Source organism: Alkaliphilus crotonatoxidans, from assembly GCF_054658015.1.
In genome coordinates this window covers 64,421-83,572 of the sequence record NZ_BAAHXS010000003.1, presented here as the reverse complement: position 1 = coordinate 83,572, position 19,152 = coordinate 64,421, and the positions used below count along the sequence as shown (strand labels likewise).

The 19,152-nt window shown below is 38.4% G+C and carries 11 protein-coding genes; all 11 read right to left on the bottom strand.

What is annotated here, in order from left to right:
* Positions 1-285: 285 nt before the first annotated feature.
* Positions 286-1,026, bottom strand: coding sequence for a class I SAM-dependent methyltransferase (locus tag ACYQ1I_RS01370; RefSeq protein ID WP_151147792.1), 741 nt, complete (start codon positions 1,024-1,026; stop codon positions 286-288).
* Complete coding sequence (locus tag ACYQ1I_RS01365; protein WP_459761774.1) at positions 1,007-1,876, bottom strand: nucleotidyltransferase domain-containing protein; 870 nt, start codon at positions 1,874-1,876, stop codon at positions 1,007-1,009. Before ACYQ1I_RS01365 ends, ACYQ1I_RS01370 begins: the two co-directional genes overlap by 20 nt.
* A gap of 19 nt (positions 1,877-1,895) precedes the next feature.
* Positions 1,896-3,113: a macrolide efflux MFS transporter Mef(A) gene (gene mef(A) / locus ACYQ1I_RS01360; protein ID WP_027625762.1), complete on the bottom strand. Its 1,218-nt coding sequence runs from the start codon at positions 3,111-3,113 to the stop codon at positions 1,896-1,898.
* 430 nt (positions 3,114-3,543) lie between these two features.
* A complete protein-coding gene (locus ACYQ1I_RS01355; RefSeq protein ID WP_459761773.1) occupies positions 3,544-4,128 on the bottom strand; it encodes a recombinase zinc beta ribbon domain-containing protein in 585 nt (194 codons plus the stop codon).
* A 198-nt stretch (positions 4,129-4,326) separates the two neighbouring features.
* Positions 4,327-5,013, bottom strand: coding sequence for an ATP-binding protein (locus ACYQ1I_RS01350; RefSeq protein WP_337986224.1), 687 nt, complete (start codon positions 5,011-5,013; stop codon positions 4,327-4,329).
* A 169-nt stretch (positions 5,014-5,182) separates the two neighbouring features.
* Entirely contained in the window at positions 5,183-6,478 is a 1,296-nt protein-coding gene (gene istA / locus ACYQ1I_RS01345) for an IS21 family transposase (protein ID WP_459761772.1), read from the bottom strand.
* Positions 6,479-6,772: 294 nt separating this feature from the next.
* On the bottom strand, positions 6,773-8,626 hold the full coding sequence (gene drmB / locus ACYQ1I_RS01340; protein WP_459761771.1) for a DrmB family protein: 1,854 nt from the start codon (positions 8,624-8,626) through the stop codon (positions 6,773-6,775).
* A gap of 4 nt (positions 8,627-8,630) precedes the next feature.
* Positions 8,631-12,293, bottom strand: a complete 3,663-nt coding sequence (locus ACYQ1I_RS01335; RefSeq protein ID WP_459761770.1) for a helicase-related protein — start codon at positions 12,291-12,293, stop codon at positions 8,631-8,633.
* A complete protein-coding gene (locus ACYQ1I_RS01330; RefSeq protein WP_459761769.1) occupies positions 12,290-14,917 on the bottom strand; it encodes a DrmE family protein in 2,628 nt (875 codons plus the stop codon). The genes ACYQ1I_RS01335 and ACYQ1I_RS01330 overlap by 4 nt, the downstream gene beginning before the upstream one ends.
* An 81-nt stretch (positions 14,918-14,998) precedes the next feature.
* A complete protein-coding gene (locus ACYQ1I_RS01325) occupies positions 14,999-16,156 on the bottom strand; it encodes a DNA cytosine methyltransferase (protein ID WP_024832240.1) in 1,158 nt (385 codons plus the stop codon).
* On the bottom strand, positions 16,156-19,053 hold the full coding sequence (locus ACYQ1I_RS01320) for an ATP-dependent DNA helicase (RefSeq protein WP_459761768.1): 2,898 nt from the start codon (positions 19,051-19,053) through the stop codon (positions 16,156-16,158). Before ACYQ1I_RS01320 ends, ACYQ1I_RS01325 begins: the two co-directional genes overlap by 1 nt.
* Positions 19,054-19,152 lie beyond the last annotated feature (99 nt).

Genomic DNA, 19,152 nt, shown 5'->3' with positions numbered 1-19,152 from the left:
ATCCGAATTTGAGAGAAATATTAGAATGAAGATTAAAATAGTCTGCAACCTTCATTTATAAGGGTTCTAGCCGTTCCAAGCGTACAATTGTTTCTGTATGGATTGAGAGGACAGAATGAATGTCATTTGTGTATGTCCGTTCTCGGAAACATATCCACGGCTATCGGTAGACGGAAACATATCAATATACCTCATGGATTATTATTTTCACTCCTTGGTGTGGAGTTATTTTCAGATAGCATCATATCGCACTCCTTTGCTGTTTATGTTGCGGGTGTTTCAATTTTATCTTTTCTCTTTTTTGTTGGCCGATACAATCAGCATCATGGGACGGCGCATTTCATCCTGCATCCCCGGAATATCCATCATGTTTTCCGGCGGCTGCGGCTCCACAATATGATTTATTATAAAACCATTTGAAAGCAGTGTATTTAGATATGTGGTCAGTGTTCTATGATATTTTGTAACCTTTTCTCCCAAAAACACAGCTGTCCGTTTGCCCTCATAATAATAATTATCCACCGGAAAATGCAGTATTTCTCCTTTTTCGTTATAATGCCAGTCTTGTGTTCCATAGGCAGTAAAAACAGGATGTTCAACCGTAAAAACTAGCTTACCACCAGACTTCAGTATTCTATATATCTTTTTTACTAAAATCTCATAATCTGCTACATAGTGAAACGCAAGTGAACTTAATATTACATCAAAACTCTCCTCTGGGAATTCCACATCTTCTATAGCACAGCATTTATATTCAACCTGTGGAAAATGTGTTTTTTCTTTGGCTACCTCGAGCATTTTATGAGAAATATCAACACCTACAACAGAAGAAGCACCGTGTTCCATCGCATAAATACAGTGCCATCCATAGCCGCATCCTAAATCAAGCACACGCTTATCTTTAAAATCCGGCAGCAGCTTTCTCAATGTTTCCCATTCTCCTGCACCGGCTAGTCCCTGCTGTGAGCGACTCATTTGACTGTATTTTTGAAAAAATATATTATCATCATATTTGTTTTCTTTCATCTGAATTCCCCTCGTTTAAAAAGTTATTTATCTCCGTTGCAATTTTTTTCACTTCTTTATAAAGCTTCTCGGTCATATCGTAGCATTCAAAAAGTGAAAGACCGAGTACTTCAAAAATATGATTAACCCTTTCGGCATATTTTTCAGGTTTATATTCAAAAGTTTCAAGCAGTTTTATAGCTTTCTTTTCGTTAATGCAATAAGCATTATTGCATGCAAATAGTACTTGATTTAAGCATGAAATAATACGAAAAACATGGCCTGCAATATAATATTTATCCTCTGCTCCCGCATTTGCTTTTACAAACATTAAAGAGAACTCTGCTTCAAATATAAAAAAGTTTATCAAGCTCTTCTTTAGAGCACCAGGGTAAATTTCCGCCTGATTTTTTAATTCGCATAAGCTTTCATTTTTAGCATATTGTATCTTGCTGATAGCCAATTCTCCACGATACATAGCACTTATATAACCATGGGGATGCCCGGTCTGATAATTTGCAGTAACAATTCCTTGCTCCGTATCCTTGATTATTTGTTCCACCCGTTTTATATCACGTAAAATCAAATCAACATGATACCCGTTCATAACTAACCATCCGCCGCCATTAATCCAATCACCCCACGCTCCGGGAGGTACAACAAGGTTGTTTCTATTCTCATCATCCAACTCTGTAGCAATTTGGTTAATCGCTGTCAGGTCAAATGATTCTTGATTGTAATAAATTCCGATATCTATATCAGAATCCTCTGTATGGGTACCTCTTGCACGGGATCCCCCTAATACGATGCCTTCTATATAAGGCAAAGAGGATAATTTTTCTGTCACTGATTGAATAATATTATATATCATACGAACACACTCCTTTATTTTATTTTGCATCTAATTTTCTAATCTCAGTTATCATTGGGCAAACTATTGCAATGCAAATAATTAAAATACCTGATAGTAAAAACCAATGATTTACACCGATTCTATCAGCAAAGAATCCAGAAAGAATTAACCCAATTGGCATAGCAAGAGACATGATACTTCCAGTTAAAGAAAATACACGTCCTAAATATTCAGGCTTAATTTTCTCCTGAAAAAGAGCTGTTTGCACACCGCTGTAAAACGGAACCGAAAGCCCCATTATTGCACAGCAGACTACAAATATGAAAAATCCACTTTGGGGAAGTAATCCTGAAATGGTTAAGCTTATCCCCATCATAAAAATGGATGCCGTTATTAATAAGATTCGCTTTTGGTAATTCCCAAATAACCCTAATAATAGACCCCCTATCAACATACCAGAGGCATAAGCAATCTCCGTAATAGAAATATGCATCGGTGTACCATTAAAATATTCCATAGTGATTAAAGGATATAAAGCATTTATGGGCATATAAACAAACATATATAATGTTCCAACGAGTAATAAAGCAAATAATCCTTTATTTTGCCGTAGTACAGCCATTCCTTCTTTCATTTCTCGTATGAAATTTGGTTTCAAACTTTGCACTTGATCACCCAGCTTAGGAATACGTACAATTGCTACCGTAATAGATGCAATCACAGCACCCAATACATCGATGGCAATAATAGCATTTAGTTCCCAAACGGAGTATAAGAGTGCTGCAACCGCCGGACTAACAATATAGCTTATAGACTGCAAAGACTGACTATAGCCTGCACATTTCGTAAGCTGTTCTTCTGGTACTAAAAGTGGCGTAACCGCATTGAGAGCCGGGGTGTGAAAAGCTGTTCCAATGCTACGGATGAACAATACTACCATAACCATCCAGATAGGTAACTCCATATACAATGCAACAATAGCTAGCACGGCCCCAGCTGCTGCGATAATTAAATCAGCACCAATCATTATCTTCTTCCTATCATGACGATCCACTAATACACCAATGGCTGGTCCAAAGACCGCATAGGGTAAAAAACCTACTAGTGAAGCCATAGACAAGACCATCGCAGATCCTGTTTTCTCTGTAAGGTAAAAAATGATCGCCATTTGCAGGATGGCACTAGTGATTAATGATACTGCCTGCCCTGCCCATATTGTATAAAACTTAAGTTTCCAATTGTTGTATTTTTCCATTTGTATCATCTCCTGCATATTATTTTGCTTGAATTTTTATTTTGAATAGCATTCTAGGCAATAAAAAATGCAGGCCTATGTCCACAATGTGGCTTTTGGTCTGCATACATACAATTTGGAAACATTCATATTAAAGACATAGTTAAATAAAGGTATAGTTTAATAACCTATATCCTCACCGTAACTAATGAATGCTCAATATCGTATAAATAAGCACAACAAAAAAGCCTATCATCGGGGATAGATTCTGCTTTTTTTATTGCCAGCTTATCTTAAACGCATTGAGGCTGTCATAGTTTCGGTTCCTCCTAAATTCTTATTTGGATCATCATATATTTTAACACAATAAGTCATTTTAAGCAACTTTTAAATTAAAAAAATCCATTAAAAACCGCCAAAGGGTGTTAGCCCTTAATTGGCGGTTAATATTCTATATCTCTTCGTCAATCTCAATCCCAGACTTGAATTCAACGGTGAGCTTATCTTCATATATCGTTACTTTTTCAATAAGCCGCCTTACCAACTGCTCATCATATTCCTCCAACTCTGCGGATTGTTTATTCAAGAAATCAGTCATTTCAGCGATTCGTTGCCTTTTTCCTTCTCGCTCTGCATTTTCAACAAGTGCATTTTGCTTCAATTCTCGAAGGCGGTAAATTTCATCAGCCACATCTTCATAGTCATTCTTGGATTTTGCTTGAATAAGAAGCTGTTGTTGTAATTCTTCCAATTTGCTATCAATGTCATCAGTGGCATTATCATTTTCTCCATTAAATACAGTAGCTATATTTTTCTGTAGCACCTTGAGGAATGAGTCTTTGTTAGCCAAAAGTTCGTTAATAGCCTTAACAACTGCTTTCTGCAATGTTTCCTCATTTATGGTAGGGGCAGTGCATTCAGACCCTTTTTCCTCCAATCGGCTGACGCATCTCCAAACAATAGATTTGTAACCTCGGTTATTCCAATGTACTCGTCGATAAATATCACCGCACCGTTTGAAACCGCGAATTTTCACGCGTTACCCCACGCCCGTTTCTGGGGCGAAAAGTGGTAGAGATTTAGACCCCCCTACCCCAGAAACTGCAGAAAATCTCAGAAGTTAAGCTAATCTTAGGATTTTGTGAGATTTTTGCATCTATTTAAAGCCGTTAATCGGCATCGTTTTCAAATTTGAGTATTAACCCTTTTCTAGAAAAGAGGTGAGTATTTTAATTTATCTGTCAATCAAGCGAATTATCTGACAATTGACCGTTATTCTATCTAACAGAGTCTGACAAAGATGTTTGTCTTCCACTACATCTAACCACGCAGATATTTCACGATTGGTAATAAAAATGATACTTCTTGTTTCATTAAGAAAAGTAACTGCTCGATAAAAAGCCTGCAACTCTGACCTTGTTGGTTCTAGATAAAATACATCATCAATTATGATCAGGTTGCACTCCCGCATATAGGAGAAGGCTGCTCCTGCTTTTGGGTTTATATCTTTGTTCTCCACAATAGATACAAAAGTATCAGTGGATGCATAATAAGTTTTATGTCCCTTGTCGATCGCTGTTTCTCCAAGATGAACAGCAAGACTAGTTTTGCCTGTCCCGCATTTACCAAGCAGAATAACGTTTTGTTCTTCATTGAGCCATGTCAAATGGGATAATTGTTTTATCTGCCATTCCAAACCTTTGTTTAAATTCGATAATTCAAATACCTTGTTGGGTAGTTTGCTTGCCCTTCTTAGCTTGATCTGTTTTTGTCTGGCTCGTATCTCTAGTTCTTTATGTAATATCATCTGAAGATAATCTAGGTTGGACAGCTTCTCATCATTCAAATCAATATATCCCCTGGCAATATTCCATAGATTTAGCTTCCTAGCCAACTCGCGGATTTCAGTTATATCAGCCATCAATTTCCCTCCTTATCTCCTTGCTATGTGTCAGATGATTGAAATACTGCTGATTTGGTAAGAACTTCTTCGCTATCTGCTCACCATACTTATACATTATGTAAGCCAAAAGTTCATAGGCATTGCAGCGTTCAGTCTCAATGCAATATCTTACCCCATCAAGCATTTGCTACATCGAATAAAACTTCGTCATGCGATTTAAGCGAATGCAATGGCTATTAAAATATTTTGGTTGTTCCTGTTCCATCCGCTGTATAAATTCCTGAGCGATTTCATGCTCTGCAAAATATTGTTTTATAAGAGCATGAGAGACCCTGTTTCTGTTATTATTTCCTTCAGGTTTGAATATCTGTCCAGTACCTTCTGTTACTGGATACTTAGCTAATAATTCATTAGTATCAGTATCATAAAATAGAAGTATTTCACCATCATCCTCTATACGTATGCGTTGATGTGCATCCATCACACCGACATCAATCTGATAACGATTCGCTTTATAGCTGACCACTCCATTGGAATCAAAGGATGCTACAGTACTTGATACCTCTGAATATGGTTTAACATGAAAAAGCTGTTTTTGTTCTTCAATAAACATTTCTCGTGGCACTTTTCTAGTCACAGTATGAACTCTCCCGTTGCCTTCTCTATCCAACCATGCAAGAGCTGCACTGTTAAGACTGTCAATTCCGGTATATACCCTCCCCTCCAGAAAACTTTGCTTAACATATCCAATGACCTCTTCTACCTTACCTTTACTCTGAGGATCTCTTGGCCTGCATAATGAAACACTGTAGCCGATACGCTTTACATATTCTTCAAAGGCCGGTACAAATATAATATTACCTAGATTTTCGCTAACCACATAGACCCGATCAAGATCATATAGAATTGTCTGTGGTCTTCCTCCAAAATATTGAAATGTATAGTTATGAGCTTTAATGGCTGTTTCGGTCGTGAAGGGATCCGGTGAAAAGCAAACAAATTTCATTCTGCTATAACTCAAAACCATACAAAAGAAATATACCCTTACAATTCTTCCATACATATCTTTAAGTTTATATTGACCAAAATCAGCCTGAGCTTCATATCCTGGTGGCGAGACTTCACGTGGCGAGATTTTCCGCTTACTGGTATGCTGATACCCATGCTGTTCCCTTAAAGCTTTCATGTAGCGATAGAAAGTAGCTCGTTTAACTTGTAAATCAGGAAAGGCTTCAATTAATTTAAGATAAATATTGGTATCTCGGATTTGTGGGCATATTTTCAACTGTTCCAGTATGTACTGACGGTAGTTATCCATGTGGTACCTTTCCTTTTCAGCTTCCCTAGCATAATCCTCTTTGCTCATATTCCAGTATTTACTGACAGAAGTATAGGTGATCCCCAGCGCTTTAGCAGTCTTGGTCTGGGCGAGTCCAAGTTCTTTGTACTCTTGGATTTTTTGATATTGCTCGAAACCGATCATTTTTAATTCCTCCTTTTGTTGTGTTATCCAAGTAATAATGTGTATATCAGTGCAAGCAAAAGCATCACCCCCTTAAAATAGCACGCTAAATAAGCTACTTAAATATCCTGTAGGATTTAAGTAGCTTATTTAGCGTATATAGCCCATACATTAATTTATATACCCTCTAGTACAGAAGTTTTCGTCAACAGCATTATGTGTATATTTATCCTATCAATAATTATTTTCAAGTTATCCAAATAACATATCTTGTAAAGACATGTATGTATTCTTTTGCCTTACAAAGATATAATTTTATTTTTGCAGTAACTCGCTATAAAATCCTATGCCTCTATCTTCAAATGTTCCAATAAGCATACCTCGATCAAGAAATCCGTTGCGTTCTTCACAACAAGTTTCTGGTAAAAGTACACAAGTATGGCAAGCAGCAAGATTTAGGGATTCAAGTCCTTGGCCTTGACTTAGAATACATACAGGATCATTTGAACATGCTTTTGCTCCAGCAATCGCTTTTCTAAAAATACGCGGAAATGCATCCGATTTCCCTTGTCTGACTAGTCCGCCTAATGTGCCTTCAGAATCGCCGCTAGCTGTATAAATAAATATCCCCGCCATTTGTTTCCCTTCAGATTCCTCAGCGCAGTAAATACGTTCGCTTAGATTCGCTATACTATAACCACACTCAAAACTAAGTTGCCTGATCAGCAAATGGGATATTGTGTGAAGCAAAATAAACTTCGGGGATATGGTTCGAGGGTTGCCCTGTCCAATAAACGACATAGCATAATTTTCATTAATTCGGTGCACGCGCTCAATTACCGAAGGATTATTCAAAATCCATTCATCAATATCATTTTGTGCAAACTCAATGAATATTCCTTCCCCTCGAACCTCATAAGCAGGATACCATCGAGTATCTGGTTCTTTTACATGGACAAAACCCGCATCATTCTTCCCAACAACAGGATTGATTCGTGAAAATCCGATTAGAGCATTTACGACTTTAACTTTATCGATAAGTGAAATAGACTTGATGTGAGGAAGATGATACTCATCTATTGGCATTTCTTCTCTTGAAAAATCTCCAAATAACCCGGATGAAGAGGACACTTTTCCGCTTAATGCTGCATATTCATCAGCACGATACTTTACGCTCGTTACATCAATTTCAGATTCATAACAATCAAGCCATTTTCTAATTAGAATACTCTCTATTTCAGATTCTGCAGCACCTATTTCCAATGCAATTTTTTTCGTCCATCTTGGCAATCGACTTTTTATAGTATTAATTTTATCCCCAGGTTCTTCGTCCTCAATAATGGTCAAACAATCTGCAAAAGCTTTACTTTTTTCTATTTGAGCATTTAGCTTATCCGCATATGGAGGAATCACAAGAGAGCTATATACCACAGGAAAATACACCGATGATGAGCCTCGTTGTACAGTTCGCGGATAGCAATCACATTTTTCTTTGATATGTTTGTGAGGGTGATTACCTTCACAACGGAAATCATTCGATCCTGATGCTTTATCAAGTTTTTCAAAACAGTCCTTATCAAAGGCACCCCTAAGAGTCGTTGAGGCGCCGCAAGAACAAGCTATATTCAATCCTTCCAGACCTTCACTTCCTGAAGCACCTGTTTTAAACTTTAGGGTAGGGTTGGCACATATCGGTTTTTTGCTTTGTATATGCACCCATTTAATCCAAGGAAAATCATTAATATGACCGTGTTCGCAAACAGTAACGATTCTAGCTACAACCAAATCTTGACGGCATTCCAAACATTGCATGTGCCTTACCATATGCTCATCATTTTCAAGTGCTCTAGCCTTTGATCGTTTCTTATATTCATTAACCCACTGAGTTATAGGCTGAAACTTTCGGCACTTCGGGCAAAAATACCATTCAGGAAATCTCATATATGATATATCTACAGGCATCGCAAAATAGTCTACGCCAAGTGCCTTTGCAAACCGTTCGTCATCGATTCTCAATTTTCCACTCCAGTATTCCGGCGCCGCCGTAATAAGAGTCTGATCAGGAAAGTCAACCATAGCACCAACCCCATATTGCAGAACGGCTTGGGTAGCGCGCACCGAATGTGTAACTTTATTAAGATCGACTTTTTCTTTGATTTTATTTACCATTGACTTATCCCTCCCAAATAATAACCTTACCTTTAACTGGAGTATCTACATTTCTCATAGAGGTAAGAGTTTCAATCGAATTGTCTTCTCCAATAGTATTATACGGTTTAAGTAAGCGTTTCATATCTGTGCCAGGAGGATTGACCATGAATCTACGTCCAAAAAATAATGGTACATTCGCTTCCAGACACAAATCAACTTTCGTTTGCCATTCAGTAATGAAGGAGCTCATTTCGCATTTCACTTCATCAGCATCATAATTCACTCCGCTATCGACACGTTTATTGATATTTTTAATTCTATCAAGTATAAACTGCTCTGCACCTGAAACAATATCTGAGAAGTATTCACTGTCAAAGTTCACCGCGTCCTTATCCTCGTTCAACCCAGCTTGTTGCCGTATAATCGAAACAAGCAAGGCGTGTAGAGCTCTTTCTCGAGCGGGTTTTGAAAACGGTGTCGCTCCAGTCGGCTCTACAAAGCGATAAAACGACTCATGGTATGCTCTGAATTGTTCATAATGAGAACGATCTCGATTCTTAGTAGCATCGTATTGCACGAATACCACACCCGGAAATGAGCGTCCGACACGGCTGGATGCCTGAATATATTCACTTGTCAGCTTTGGTTGCCCAATCATCAACATAACATTTAGTCTAGCAACATCTATGCCGACAGAAATCATATTAGTAGCCAGGAGAATATTAGAAGCATAACGTTTATCGTCAATATTCTTCCTCGAATATTCCACTTTTTCTAGTTTGTCTAGTGTTTCGTTAAGCTCAGTTGTTGTTACACGACTTGTCAATTCATCAGCACTAATAATCAACCTACGCGATGTGAACATACGATTTGCTGTTCGAATAATAAAATCCTTGACGTCATCTTCTACAAGTGTAGATGCTTTACCAAGATCTTTAAGGCTGTTAAAATACGCTGTTAAAGTCCACATTTTATCCTTTACTTCATCTGGTAGGTTCATCATATAAATTCTTTGTAAAAGAGCAGCCATAACTCGTATTTCAGTCATAGCCTTTGTTTTTCCAGACGGCATAATCCCAACATATTTCCGACCGAACACGCCTTCTTTATATGATATTTTAGCTTCCCGGGCGAAAAATGAGTCATCTGAATTTAAGCCAGGAGCAGGGAATTGAACAACTTCACGATTATACAGAACAGAACATTGCTCCTTAGCTCGGCGTATTGTTGCAGTTGAAGCTATTATTTTGGGACGTATACCTTTACTGCTGCATAAAGCATCAACAGCAGTTTCATACAGACCTACTATAGTTCCGAGTGCACCTGAAATCAGGTGAAGTTCATCTTGAATAATCAATTCAGGCGTACGATTACTAGTGTCTGTTGCAAAGAATGATCCAATGCGTCCGTCCCAAGGTAGCATTGCAAATTTGTCCACTGTTCCGAAAAGCAATGTTGGGGGATCTTCGTATAGTTCTTCATCAATTATTTGAATAGGCAATCGCGTAGTAAAATCGCATTCATCTTGCGGACAAAACATATAGAAATGCTTATTGTCCCTCATACTGTAGCCCCACTTACCGACAAGTTTTTTGTCCTTCTCATCTTTGACAAGTTTTGTGCCGCACCAAGGACATTTTAATACCTGGAATTTATTATGTCTGTCTTTCTCACTCCGGACATAGTAATGCTCTTTTACATTCAACAACTTTTCTAAATGAAACTTTGCATCTTCATTTCTGTTTGGAATATGAGTTCCACCTATCCACAAGCCAATAGTAACTGGCTCTTTACCTAACATATAAGAAGGATACCTGTGGCGTTTTGCTTCACAATCTCTGCGGATATATTCGCAAGCACATATCAATGTAGAGGCACGAGTGAATTGTTGAGCTGCAAGCAAACGAAGTGTATAACGCATCATCACTGCAGTACCACCTGATTGTTTAGGGTGTTTTAACCGACGATAGAAAATCGTAAATGCAGTTAACCCGAGATATGCCTCTGTCTTACCCCCGCCAGTAGGAAACCAAATAAGGTCTACAATGTCACGTTCAGGCGATGCATCATCAACTATTGAGTTAATATCCATCAGTAAAAATGCAATCTGAAAAGGTCGCCATTTGCAATCTCCATCGTCAGCTTTTCTATAATCCATATTACTCAAAATTGAAGCAATTTGCATATCATCAGGATAACGGTCTTTGTCAGCTGTTTCTGCTTGCATTTTAAGGTGTATTCTTTGCATAAACATTGCTCTGTTTGCCAGCATAAAAGCATTATATGCAATATCATTATCTCGCAATGTTTTAATTCCTGAATACATTCGATTACAAGCGCGTTCGCATTCTGCAATATTTTTAGCTGCTGCCGATTTATATCGTATATCAAGTATTTCAGCAATATTTTTAAGATCTTCAACCCATTTTTTATATAAGTCAACCATACTTTTTAAATCGGAGAGTTTATGCGATTTATCCGTTGGATTTAAATCTGACAAATACTTCATTGACAGTTTTTCCGAACTAATTTTATCATTTACTGGTAGGTTGAAATCCATCGGCGCAACCTCTGCTATCGGGAAGAATTCACTCCAAATACTGCCTTTACCTTCATCATTGATATTCCAATCAACTGAAACACCAAGACCTGTACCATACACTTTTTTGTGTCGATATTGCAACTCAAGTGAATGTTCTTCATCATCCATTGTTTCCGGATCATCATTAAGTTCCGTTTCTACAAATACAAATTCATTCTTTTCAGATGAAACGTTAATAAAAGGTTGAAAAATACAATTGTTGGGTTTTGCTGGTGTTTCCCTAAGATCGTTAACCAGCATAACAGTTATAGACCATAGATTGTCTGAGATTCTTGTACGCAACGCCGTGATTTTAGCAGTTGTACCATCTAGTTCTCTATTATTATCTATATAATCACTTTGCGAAAAATCCAGTGTAAACTCAACCATATGGGGGACACGAACATAACCGTTTCTACAAAAATCAACAAAACGATAAGCTATTCTTTTTAATACAAAAGACTCATTCTCAGGTATTGTGTCCCTTTCAAAGATGTCTCTGACTTCTTTTGCATTAATCGAAGAAATAAGTTTAATTATCTTCAATTCTTTATCATAAACCATTTTATGCTCAAGCTCAGGTGGTATGGAGTAGCTTTCGGAATTATCTGGAACATAAGGGATTATGCAGTCGGAAACTTTTGCTTTTCTATATGTAGCAAAATCAGCACTGCCATGTACTAAATCTGTTTTTCCCCTTACAATAAAAGTTATCCCCATAGACGAAGGCATATACTGAGAAGAAAGGCTTATTTCTTCATCTAAGTTTTCTTGAGCAGTTTCGTCGTATTCACAGTTTCGTATCGCTTTTGTTATTGTCTCATTCGGTTCATCATTCTGCGTAAAAGAATCCTCAAATTCGTATGCGATTCCTTCACCGTTTTCTTCCTTTGGTATGGTTTCATCGTTATCTTGACTGATTTCGTTCCCTTGCGGATATAATATACCTACTGAGTAACGGCTTGTCGGGCTGCTTGAAATAAGCTCGTGTTCAGCATCAGGTATGCTGAATTCCGAACCAGGCCCTAGAAGCTCAGACTTAGTTAATTGAATATATTCTTCTCTAGCTGCAATCATCTGCTCTCGAATTTCATTATTTGTCATATTGTAACCTCCCAATCCGTAATCGGTTTATTGATTAAGTTAGCAGAAACAGTAACTGGTTCTTCAAGCAAATTTAGTGTGGCCAACTCTAAAATCTCAGACAAATTTTCCACATTATCGTATACTATTTCAAGAATACTTCCTATAGGTGGTTTGTGTCCGCGTAGCTTGTCTAAAATAGCTTTTCCGATTAATTCTAGTATTTCTTTTCTTTGCCGCCGTACAATGCGGCATGCTTCGAAATAACTGTGCGTGTCATTAAGAAGGTATGGATCCTGAGTAAGTTGGGCTATATGTCTTAACGTAATTTCATCTCGAGGCCCCACTATATGACTTTCTTCGATAAGCCACTGACGAATGGAAGCCTCTTGTAATGAGCTTCCGAGTTTTTGAAGCCTTGTTGCAATATCCCTATATGAAAGGTCATAAATTACTTTGTATTCGCGCAAAATATCTTTCCAATAAGATGCCTTTTCAGTCGCATCCGAAACATCTGAACTTAAGCGACCGCTTATCTGTAAATTCTCATATATATAATCAACCATATTTCTGGCATATCCGTCTCGTTTTAGAAATACAAGCTGATCCCCTGCAGAAAGACTTTCCGCAGCAATTTCAGATACTGTTCCAGTTACAGAATCAAAAACAACTGCTTTGTAGTACTGGGAAAATAATACTTGTTCATCGCTTACAAATCGCCCTATAGCGCATACTTCGGATGTTAATGTGTCTCCAGCATTGCCAGAAACGTTAGAAGTATACTTATTGATATCAAGTATACTTATATTATTTATATACTTTTCCAAATCCACTTCCTCATCAATAAATGAGATTAAGTCATTGTTCTTATCTTCATTGTTTTCCAGGTCATCATCAAATAGATCATCTTGAATAACACCGATTCTGGAATTCAATTTATTCTCAAAAGTTTCCGCTTTGTATTTTTTGTAATTGAACCAGTGCGTTTCGCATTCATAAAGCAATACAATAACATTTTCAGCCGCTCTACATTTTACCGGATCAAACCGTTTTCCGCAGAAATCACCTATAGCTATGATCTCGTCATAGCATACAGAGTTATCAAAACGGTTGGCGGTTACTATAGTTATTCCTCTTCTGTAAAATATTTCGTCCTCACAGAGGATATTGACATAATATGCTTTTGGTACAACAAGAGCAATTTTTTCTGCGTTCGAAGACTCGAGGTATCGCTTTAAAGCATTATATTTAGAACAATCTGCGAAGCAAGATTTGTACAACTGTTCTATAGCATCGATAACATATATACAATGATATTCTACAGATTCTGCATTTTCTGCTAAATCCCTAAGTTCACGGATCCGGATAGCAGGAGAAGTCACACTGGCCTTCAACATGCCGTTTTCTATAGCTTTTTCGAGCTTTTCAATAGGAAATACAGCTGTGATTAAGAGGTTAAGGAGGGAATATGCTTTAATTAGAAAAGAGTTCTTATTATCGTCATTCCATTCAGAGTTCTTTATTGCATATAACGCTTCTTTGATTTTACGAAAATTTTCCCATGAGCATCCGCCATCAACAATCTCTGTCTTAACTGTATTATTAACAATATTCTCAATTTGTCTGTCAAGTTCAAGGGTTAGGTTATTTATCTCTTGTGGAGGAAGAGAATTTTGCAACAGAAATTCCCTTGTACACGCAAATACTGCAGCTCCCCCCTGCGATTCAATAATATCTTTCGCACATTCTGAATCAATTTCTACCGCAATATGAGAAAATTTAAGAGTTTTTCTTCCCAAGAGGTCAATCAGTTCGAAAGCACCATTTGATACTGCATCTGCACCGATAACCATCAACCCGACTGTTGTATTTCCATGTTTCTCTAACACCAACTCACGAGCGGTCGATATTTTCCTCGTTATCTTCAATACTGGTTCTGTTTTTGCTGGATTGTTACCTAGTTGATATTCTTCACCGCTGTCCGCATAATACGATGCTGTAACTATATCCAGCAATCCTACGCTCATGTTATCTCCATAAGAAATGCGTAAACCTTTAGATAAACGGGCAAAAGTGTCACGTTCGGTAACAATAACCACAGAAGCACCAGTAACACTTGGCACCTCTGTTACTGGAACTCCTAATATATGCGAAATGAAATCAGCTCTTTTGTTATCTTGTCGCCTTATTCCTCTTCCGTCGGTCAAGCTTGAAGTCCCATAGTAGGGTTTTATTAAGTTTTTATTATCCTCAAACGGAATCCAAGAAATTGTTTTTCCGTTTTTCCCTCTGCCATCCTGCTCTAGAGTAATGTATTGGGTTCCATCTCTGAAATCCAATCCACGCCAACGATACCGACCATTTCTGAACAGAACAATATCACCTTCATTTAAAGAATCAATAATCGATTCGGAGTTAGTCCTATCAAACGATACAGATGCTAATGCAACCATAATAAACGATACAATATCAAAGCAAATGGAACCCGTATGCAACGCTACGCTGACTGAATGGCCATTACCAGACAAAGCGGACATGAAAAATTCGGCATACTTTTTGACAATTAGCTCTTTAGATATAAGCGAGTTTTCAAAGTATATGTCGCACTTATCAGTTAAGCAAAAGCGCTTCTTATCATTTGTCATGGTACAGCTACCTCCGTAACAAAATCACTTCCTGTTGAACCCCTCAGCTTGTTTAGCCCCTTCCTCCAATACCTCAAAAAATCAGCTGCGTTTTTTTTTAATTCTTTTCTCTTTTACTATATACATTGCTTGTTTCAGTACTATAGCACTCGCCTTTACAAGGTCTATCGGTACAGCATTGCCAATCTGCAGAGCAGCCGCTGTAAGCGAGTTACTGAATATGAAATTGTCTGGAAATGTTTGCAAACGAGCCGCTTCACGAATTGAAATTGCCCTATCCTGTTCGTAGTGTCCATAGCGCCCCTTTGAATAGCTTAGGCATCCTCCTGTCATTGTAGGTGCTGGTTTGTTAGCATCCATAATACCGTAAACATCCTTATGTCCTGAAAAGACATTGCCATTAGCATCCTTTTTTTTATGGCACTCCAAGACCAAATCTTCTGGTAATCCGTCACGCGAACCACCGTTGGCCCGGATTGCCCGTATGCGCTGAAGGTTGATATCGCTCAAATTAGCGCACTTATGATTGTGAATTTCCCCTTCGGGATCCACGTAGGTTTCACCCGCTCTAATGGGCGGTAGATCACCGATGGCTTCTTGTACCGTTTTCCACGGGAGTAAACCGTCAGTTTCTTTCTCTGAGTGAGTTGGCTTCGGAAGCTCGAATTGAAACCCGCTATCATTCAATTCCTTGTGAATGTCTTCTCGCACGGCATGTAGCACAAATCGCTTACGTATCTGCGGAACTCCGTAGTCAGCAGAGTTAAGAATGCCTTCTACCACCAAATATCTCTTTCTCAGACGAGTTAGAAATTCGTCGAGGATTTCCTTGTTGGATTTGGTCTTAAGGCCTGGCACATTCTCCATCAGTATGAACGGTGGTTCCAATTCCTCGATTATTCGCAAAAACTCAAATAAAAGTTTTTTGCGTTCAGCAAGGGTTTTCTTTATGTTTTTTGGGTTTTTACGTGAGAAGTTTTGGCATGGAGGACAGCCAGCGAACAAATATATGTCATCCTTTTTTATATCAGCAGCTTTAAGTATTTCCCAACCGCTCAAATTGCAAATGTCATCATGCAATACTTTTACCATGCTAAGCGGTTGATAGCTTTGATAGGTTTCTACTGCGCTACGATCAATTTCAACCGCAGCTTTTACTTTAAAACCAGCCAAAGTAAGTCCACAGGATACACCTCCGCAGCCTGAAAATATATCTACTGCTTCAAATTCAAATCTCATTAATAACCTCCCTCACTTTCAATGTCCAACGCGGCGATAGTTTTCAAACCCGCTGGAGTGTTGATTTGCGGAGGGGTTTCCGTGTTTTTGAAGGCTTGGAGCTGTTGAGCGCACATTGCCTTAAAGTCGCAACTAACACAGTTCTGTGGACAAGCTCTCATAGGAAAGTCACCAATGAGTATCCCTTTGACAGCCCATTCAATAACACCGATGGCGTTGTTTACGGATTGGTTGTCCACTGGCACAGCTGTACGCTGATTGTCTTTTAATGTATGTATATAACCTGTTTCCACATTTTCGCCTAAAACCTCTTTTGCCGCCTTTGAGTATAATTGCACCTGAACAGACATATCCCGCCAATCATAAGATGCAACGTCCTCAGGTGTTTCCATCGACTTAAAGTCGATAACATCCGCTGTAATAATACCTCTTTTTGGATCTTCCAGCAGAAGCAAATCAATGGCTCCTGTTATCAATGCATCCTTAACTGAAATTTCAAAACGCGCCTCGTCTTGCCGCAAGCGTCCAAAGTCGGATGCATATCTATACGAATATTCAGTCATTATGCGCTGTACAAGTTGCTTTGCACGTTCATATGAACCTGGACGGTTGACGGGATCGTTGCTTGGGAAAACATGCTTCAACATGAAAGTTGATTCCACGATTTCCTCTACTTCATCCGCTGTGGGTGTCCTATCTTTGAATTTCTGATGCAACCGTTCTAAAATAGTGTGACTCGTTTTCCCAAACCCGAATAATTCTGGTACTGCTGCATTGTAACCGTATATGGTAGAGAGCTTGTAAGAATACGGACATTTCAAATATTTTTTTACAGATGAATAGTCTGTCGGTAATTCGCTATCAGCAAAACGTGGAGTAGGCTCCATCTTTTCAGCTAACTCGTCAAATGTCAAATCTTCTCGCATATTCGGATGGTTTAAATTTATGATAAATTGCGACCGTCGTTTTCCACGTTTCAACCCTGGATGTGATGTACTACCGCTCATGTACAAAATGCGTTCAGCACGAGTAATAGCAGTGTAAAAAAGACGAGCTTCATCTTGGACACGACAACCATAAGCGCCACGGCTAATTGCATTCATCATGAGTGGTTGTGGTATCAATCCATTATATGTTTCATTTCTGCCTGGGAAACGTTGCGACACCAAATCAGCCACGAACACAACAGGAAATTCTAAGCCCTTGACCTTATGTATAGTGGAAATGTTAACAGCATCGTCCTTTGTAATGTAGTCAATTGGTTCCAATTCATAACTGTTCTGTGCAATGTTAGAAAGGAAATTTAACATTTCGCGATAACGTCTGGGAGAGTCAATGCTGACATAGGTTTGCTCAACATCCAATATGATTTTGCTAAACAGTCCCAAATCACGCAATGCTATTTCATTGTTTTCAATAGCACGAAGCATAAGTGCATCCAACAAGTCATGTAAAAACTGCTGTGGGTACACCTTGCGCCTTACACTCTCGCACGGGGCATGTATCTCTTGCTGCCAGTGCTGTAGCACCTGAAGATATTTGACCTTATTCGCTTGTGGAAAATTGGGCAACACTTGCTCATTAAATATCCTTTCTGCCGCTGTTCTATCATTTGTACTATCACGTAATAATTCCATTATTGACAAAATACACTGTGCGTATGGGCGATCAAAGATCCCACCTTCTCCTGTAGTTTTGCATGGAATACTCAAGGCTTGCAAAGCATTTACAAATTGAACATCACGGTTTTCACCATAGGAATTATGTATGCTGCGAAGCAAGATGGCAAAATCACTATAAGTTAACCCGCGTCGGCTTTTCTCGGTTCCGTCTGGATTGTATTCAATATAAGTAGTTCCAATAAGAGATTTAATCCGATTTGCTATCCATTGTGCCTCTTCATCACGAGTAGTAAACCAGAGTTTACGAAGGTCTTGTATATTTCTATCAGAATTGGAGCTTATATCTTTTGGCAATCGTTCGTAATTAAGATTTGCCTGCACAAAACTATTTGCCGTTTCAACAATCGCCTTGGTGCTTCTAAAATTGATAAGCAATTTATGTATAGAAACATCGTTATATCTGTCTTTAAATGTCAATATATTCTGGACATTTGCACCACGCCAGCCGTAGATGGCTTGGTCATCATCTCCAACCACAAACAACATGTCCAGATGATTGGCGAATGTTTTGATGAATTCCTCCTGAATGGGATTAATGTCTTGATATTCATCGACAAAAAGATATTTGTATTTTTCGATATATGATCCACCTTTGAGAGAGATTTTCTTTAATTCATCAACCGCTAACCTAATAGCATATGAAAAATCCATATAGCCATCGTTGAGCAGCTTTGAGGCTAGATTCGAAAGCTGCGTATACAATACTGTGTCATGTTTTGCAATATCACTCAATGGAATATTCTCATTATTAAGTGTTTGCCATGCTTTTGTGAGTTCATTTATCGTTTTGAAATATCCTCCATTACTCTGAATTTCTAATTGGTAGAAGCGCGACATTACAAACAGAATCAACCCGTTCTGATCAAGGATATCAAACTGGCGATACCTCGCATCAATATTGCCAATCAGTTTTTGGCAGAAAGAATCCAATGTTCCTATGAACATAGCACCTATATAGTTTTCTGGCAATCCGAATTTATGTAGTGCCTCTGCCACTCTGCGTTTTATTGATTCGGCGGCCTTCTCCGTAAACGTAAAAGCGACAATGCTTTCGGGAGACTCCCCCTTAGAAACCAAATACGCAATTTTATAAGCAAGCGTTCGAGATTTTCCCGAGCCAGCGCAAGCCAAACAAAGGATATGCTTTGATTCGTCTACAACTGCGTTGTACTGTTCATCTGTTAAGTTAGTCCGCAGGATTTCTTCAGTAGTCATGATAACCTCCATATCAATTTGTATTTTTTCAGTTAAGTCGCTATTTTTCTTTTCCAGCTAAAACTCCAAAGAATTCTGATTCTAATTTACCTATATCAA

Bases quoted from the DNA above. Each gene is read 5' to 3' on its own strand.
- ACYQ1I_RS01370 (WP_151147792.1), bottom strand. From the start codon at position 1,026: ATGAAAGAAAACAAATATGATGATAATATATTTTTTCAAAAATACAGT.
- ACYQ1I_RS01365 (WP_459761774.1), bottom strand. From the start codon at position 1,876: ATGATATATAATATTATTCAATCAGTGACAGAAAAATTATCCTCTTTG.
- ACYQ1I_RS01350 (WP_337986224.1), bottom strand. From the start codon at position 5,013: ATGGCTGATATAACTGAAATCCGCGAGTTGGCTAGGAAGCTAAATCTA.
- istA (WP_459761772.1), bottom strand. From the start codon at position 6,478: ATGATCGGTTTCGAGCAATATCAAAAAATCCAAGAGTACAAAGAACTT.
- drmB (WP_459761771.1), bottom strand. From the start codon at position 8,626: ATGGTAAATAAAATCAAAGAAAAAGTCGATCTTAATAAAGTTACACAT.
- ACYQ1I_RS01335 (WP_459761770.1), bottom strand. From the start codon at position 12,293: ATGACAAATAATGAAATTCGAGAGCAGATGATTGCAGCTAGAGAAGAA.
- ACYQ1I_RS01330 (WP_459761769.1), bottom strand. From the start codon at position 14,917: ATGACAAATGATAAGAAGCGCTTTTGCTTAACTGATAAGTGCGACATA.
- ACYQ1I_RS01325 (WP_024832240.1), bottom strand. From the start codon at position 16,156: ATGAGATTTGAATTTGAAGCAGTAGATATATTTTCAGGCTGCGGAGGT.
- ACYQ1I_RS01320 (WP_459761768.1), bottom strand. From the start codon at position 19,053: ATGACTACTGAAGAAATCCTGCGGACTAACTTAACAGATGAACAGTAC.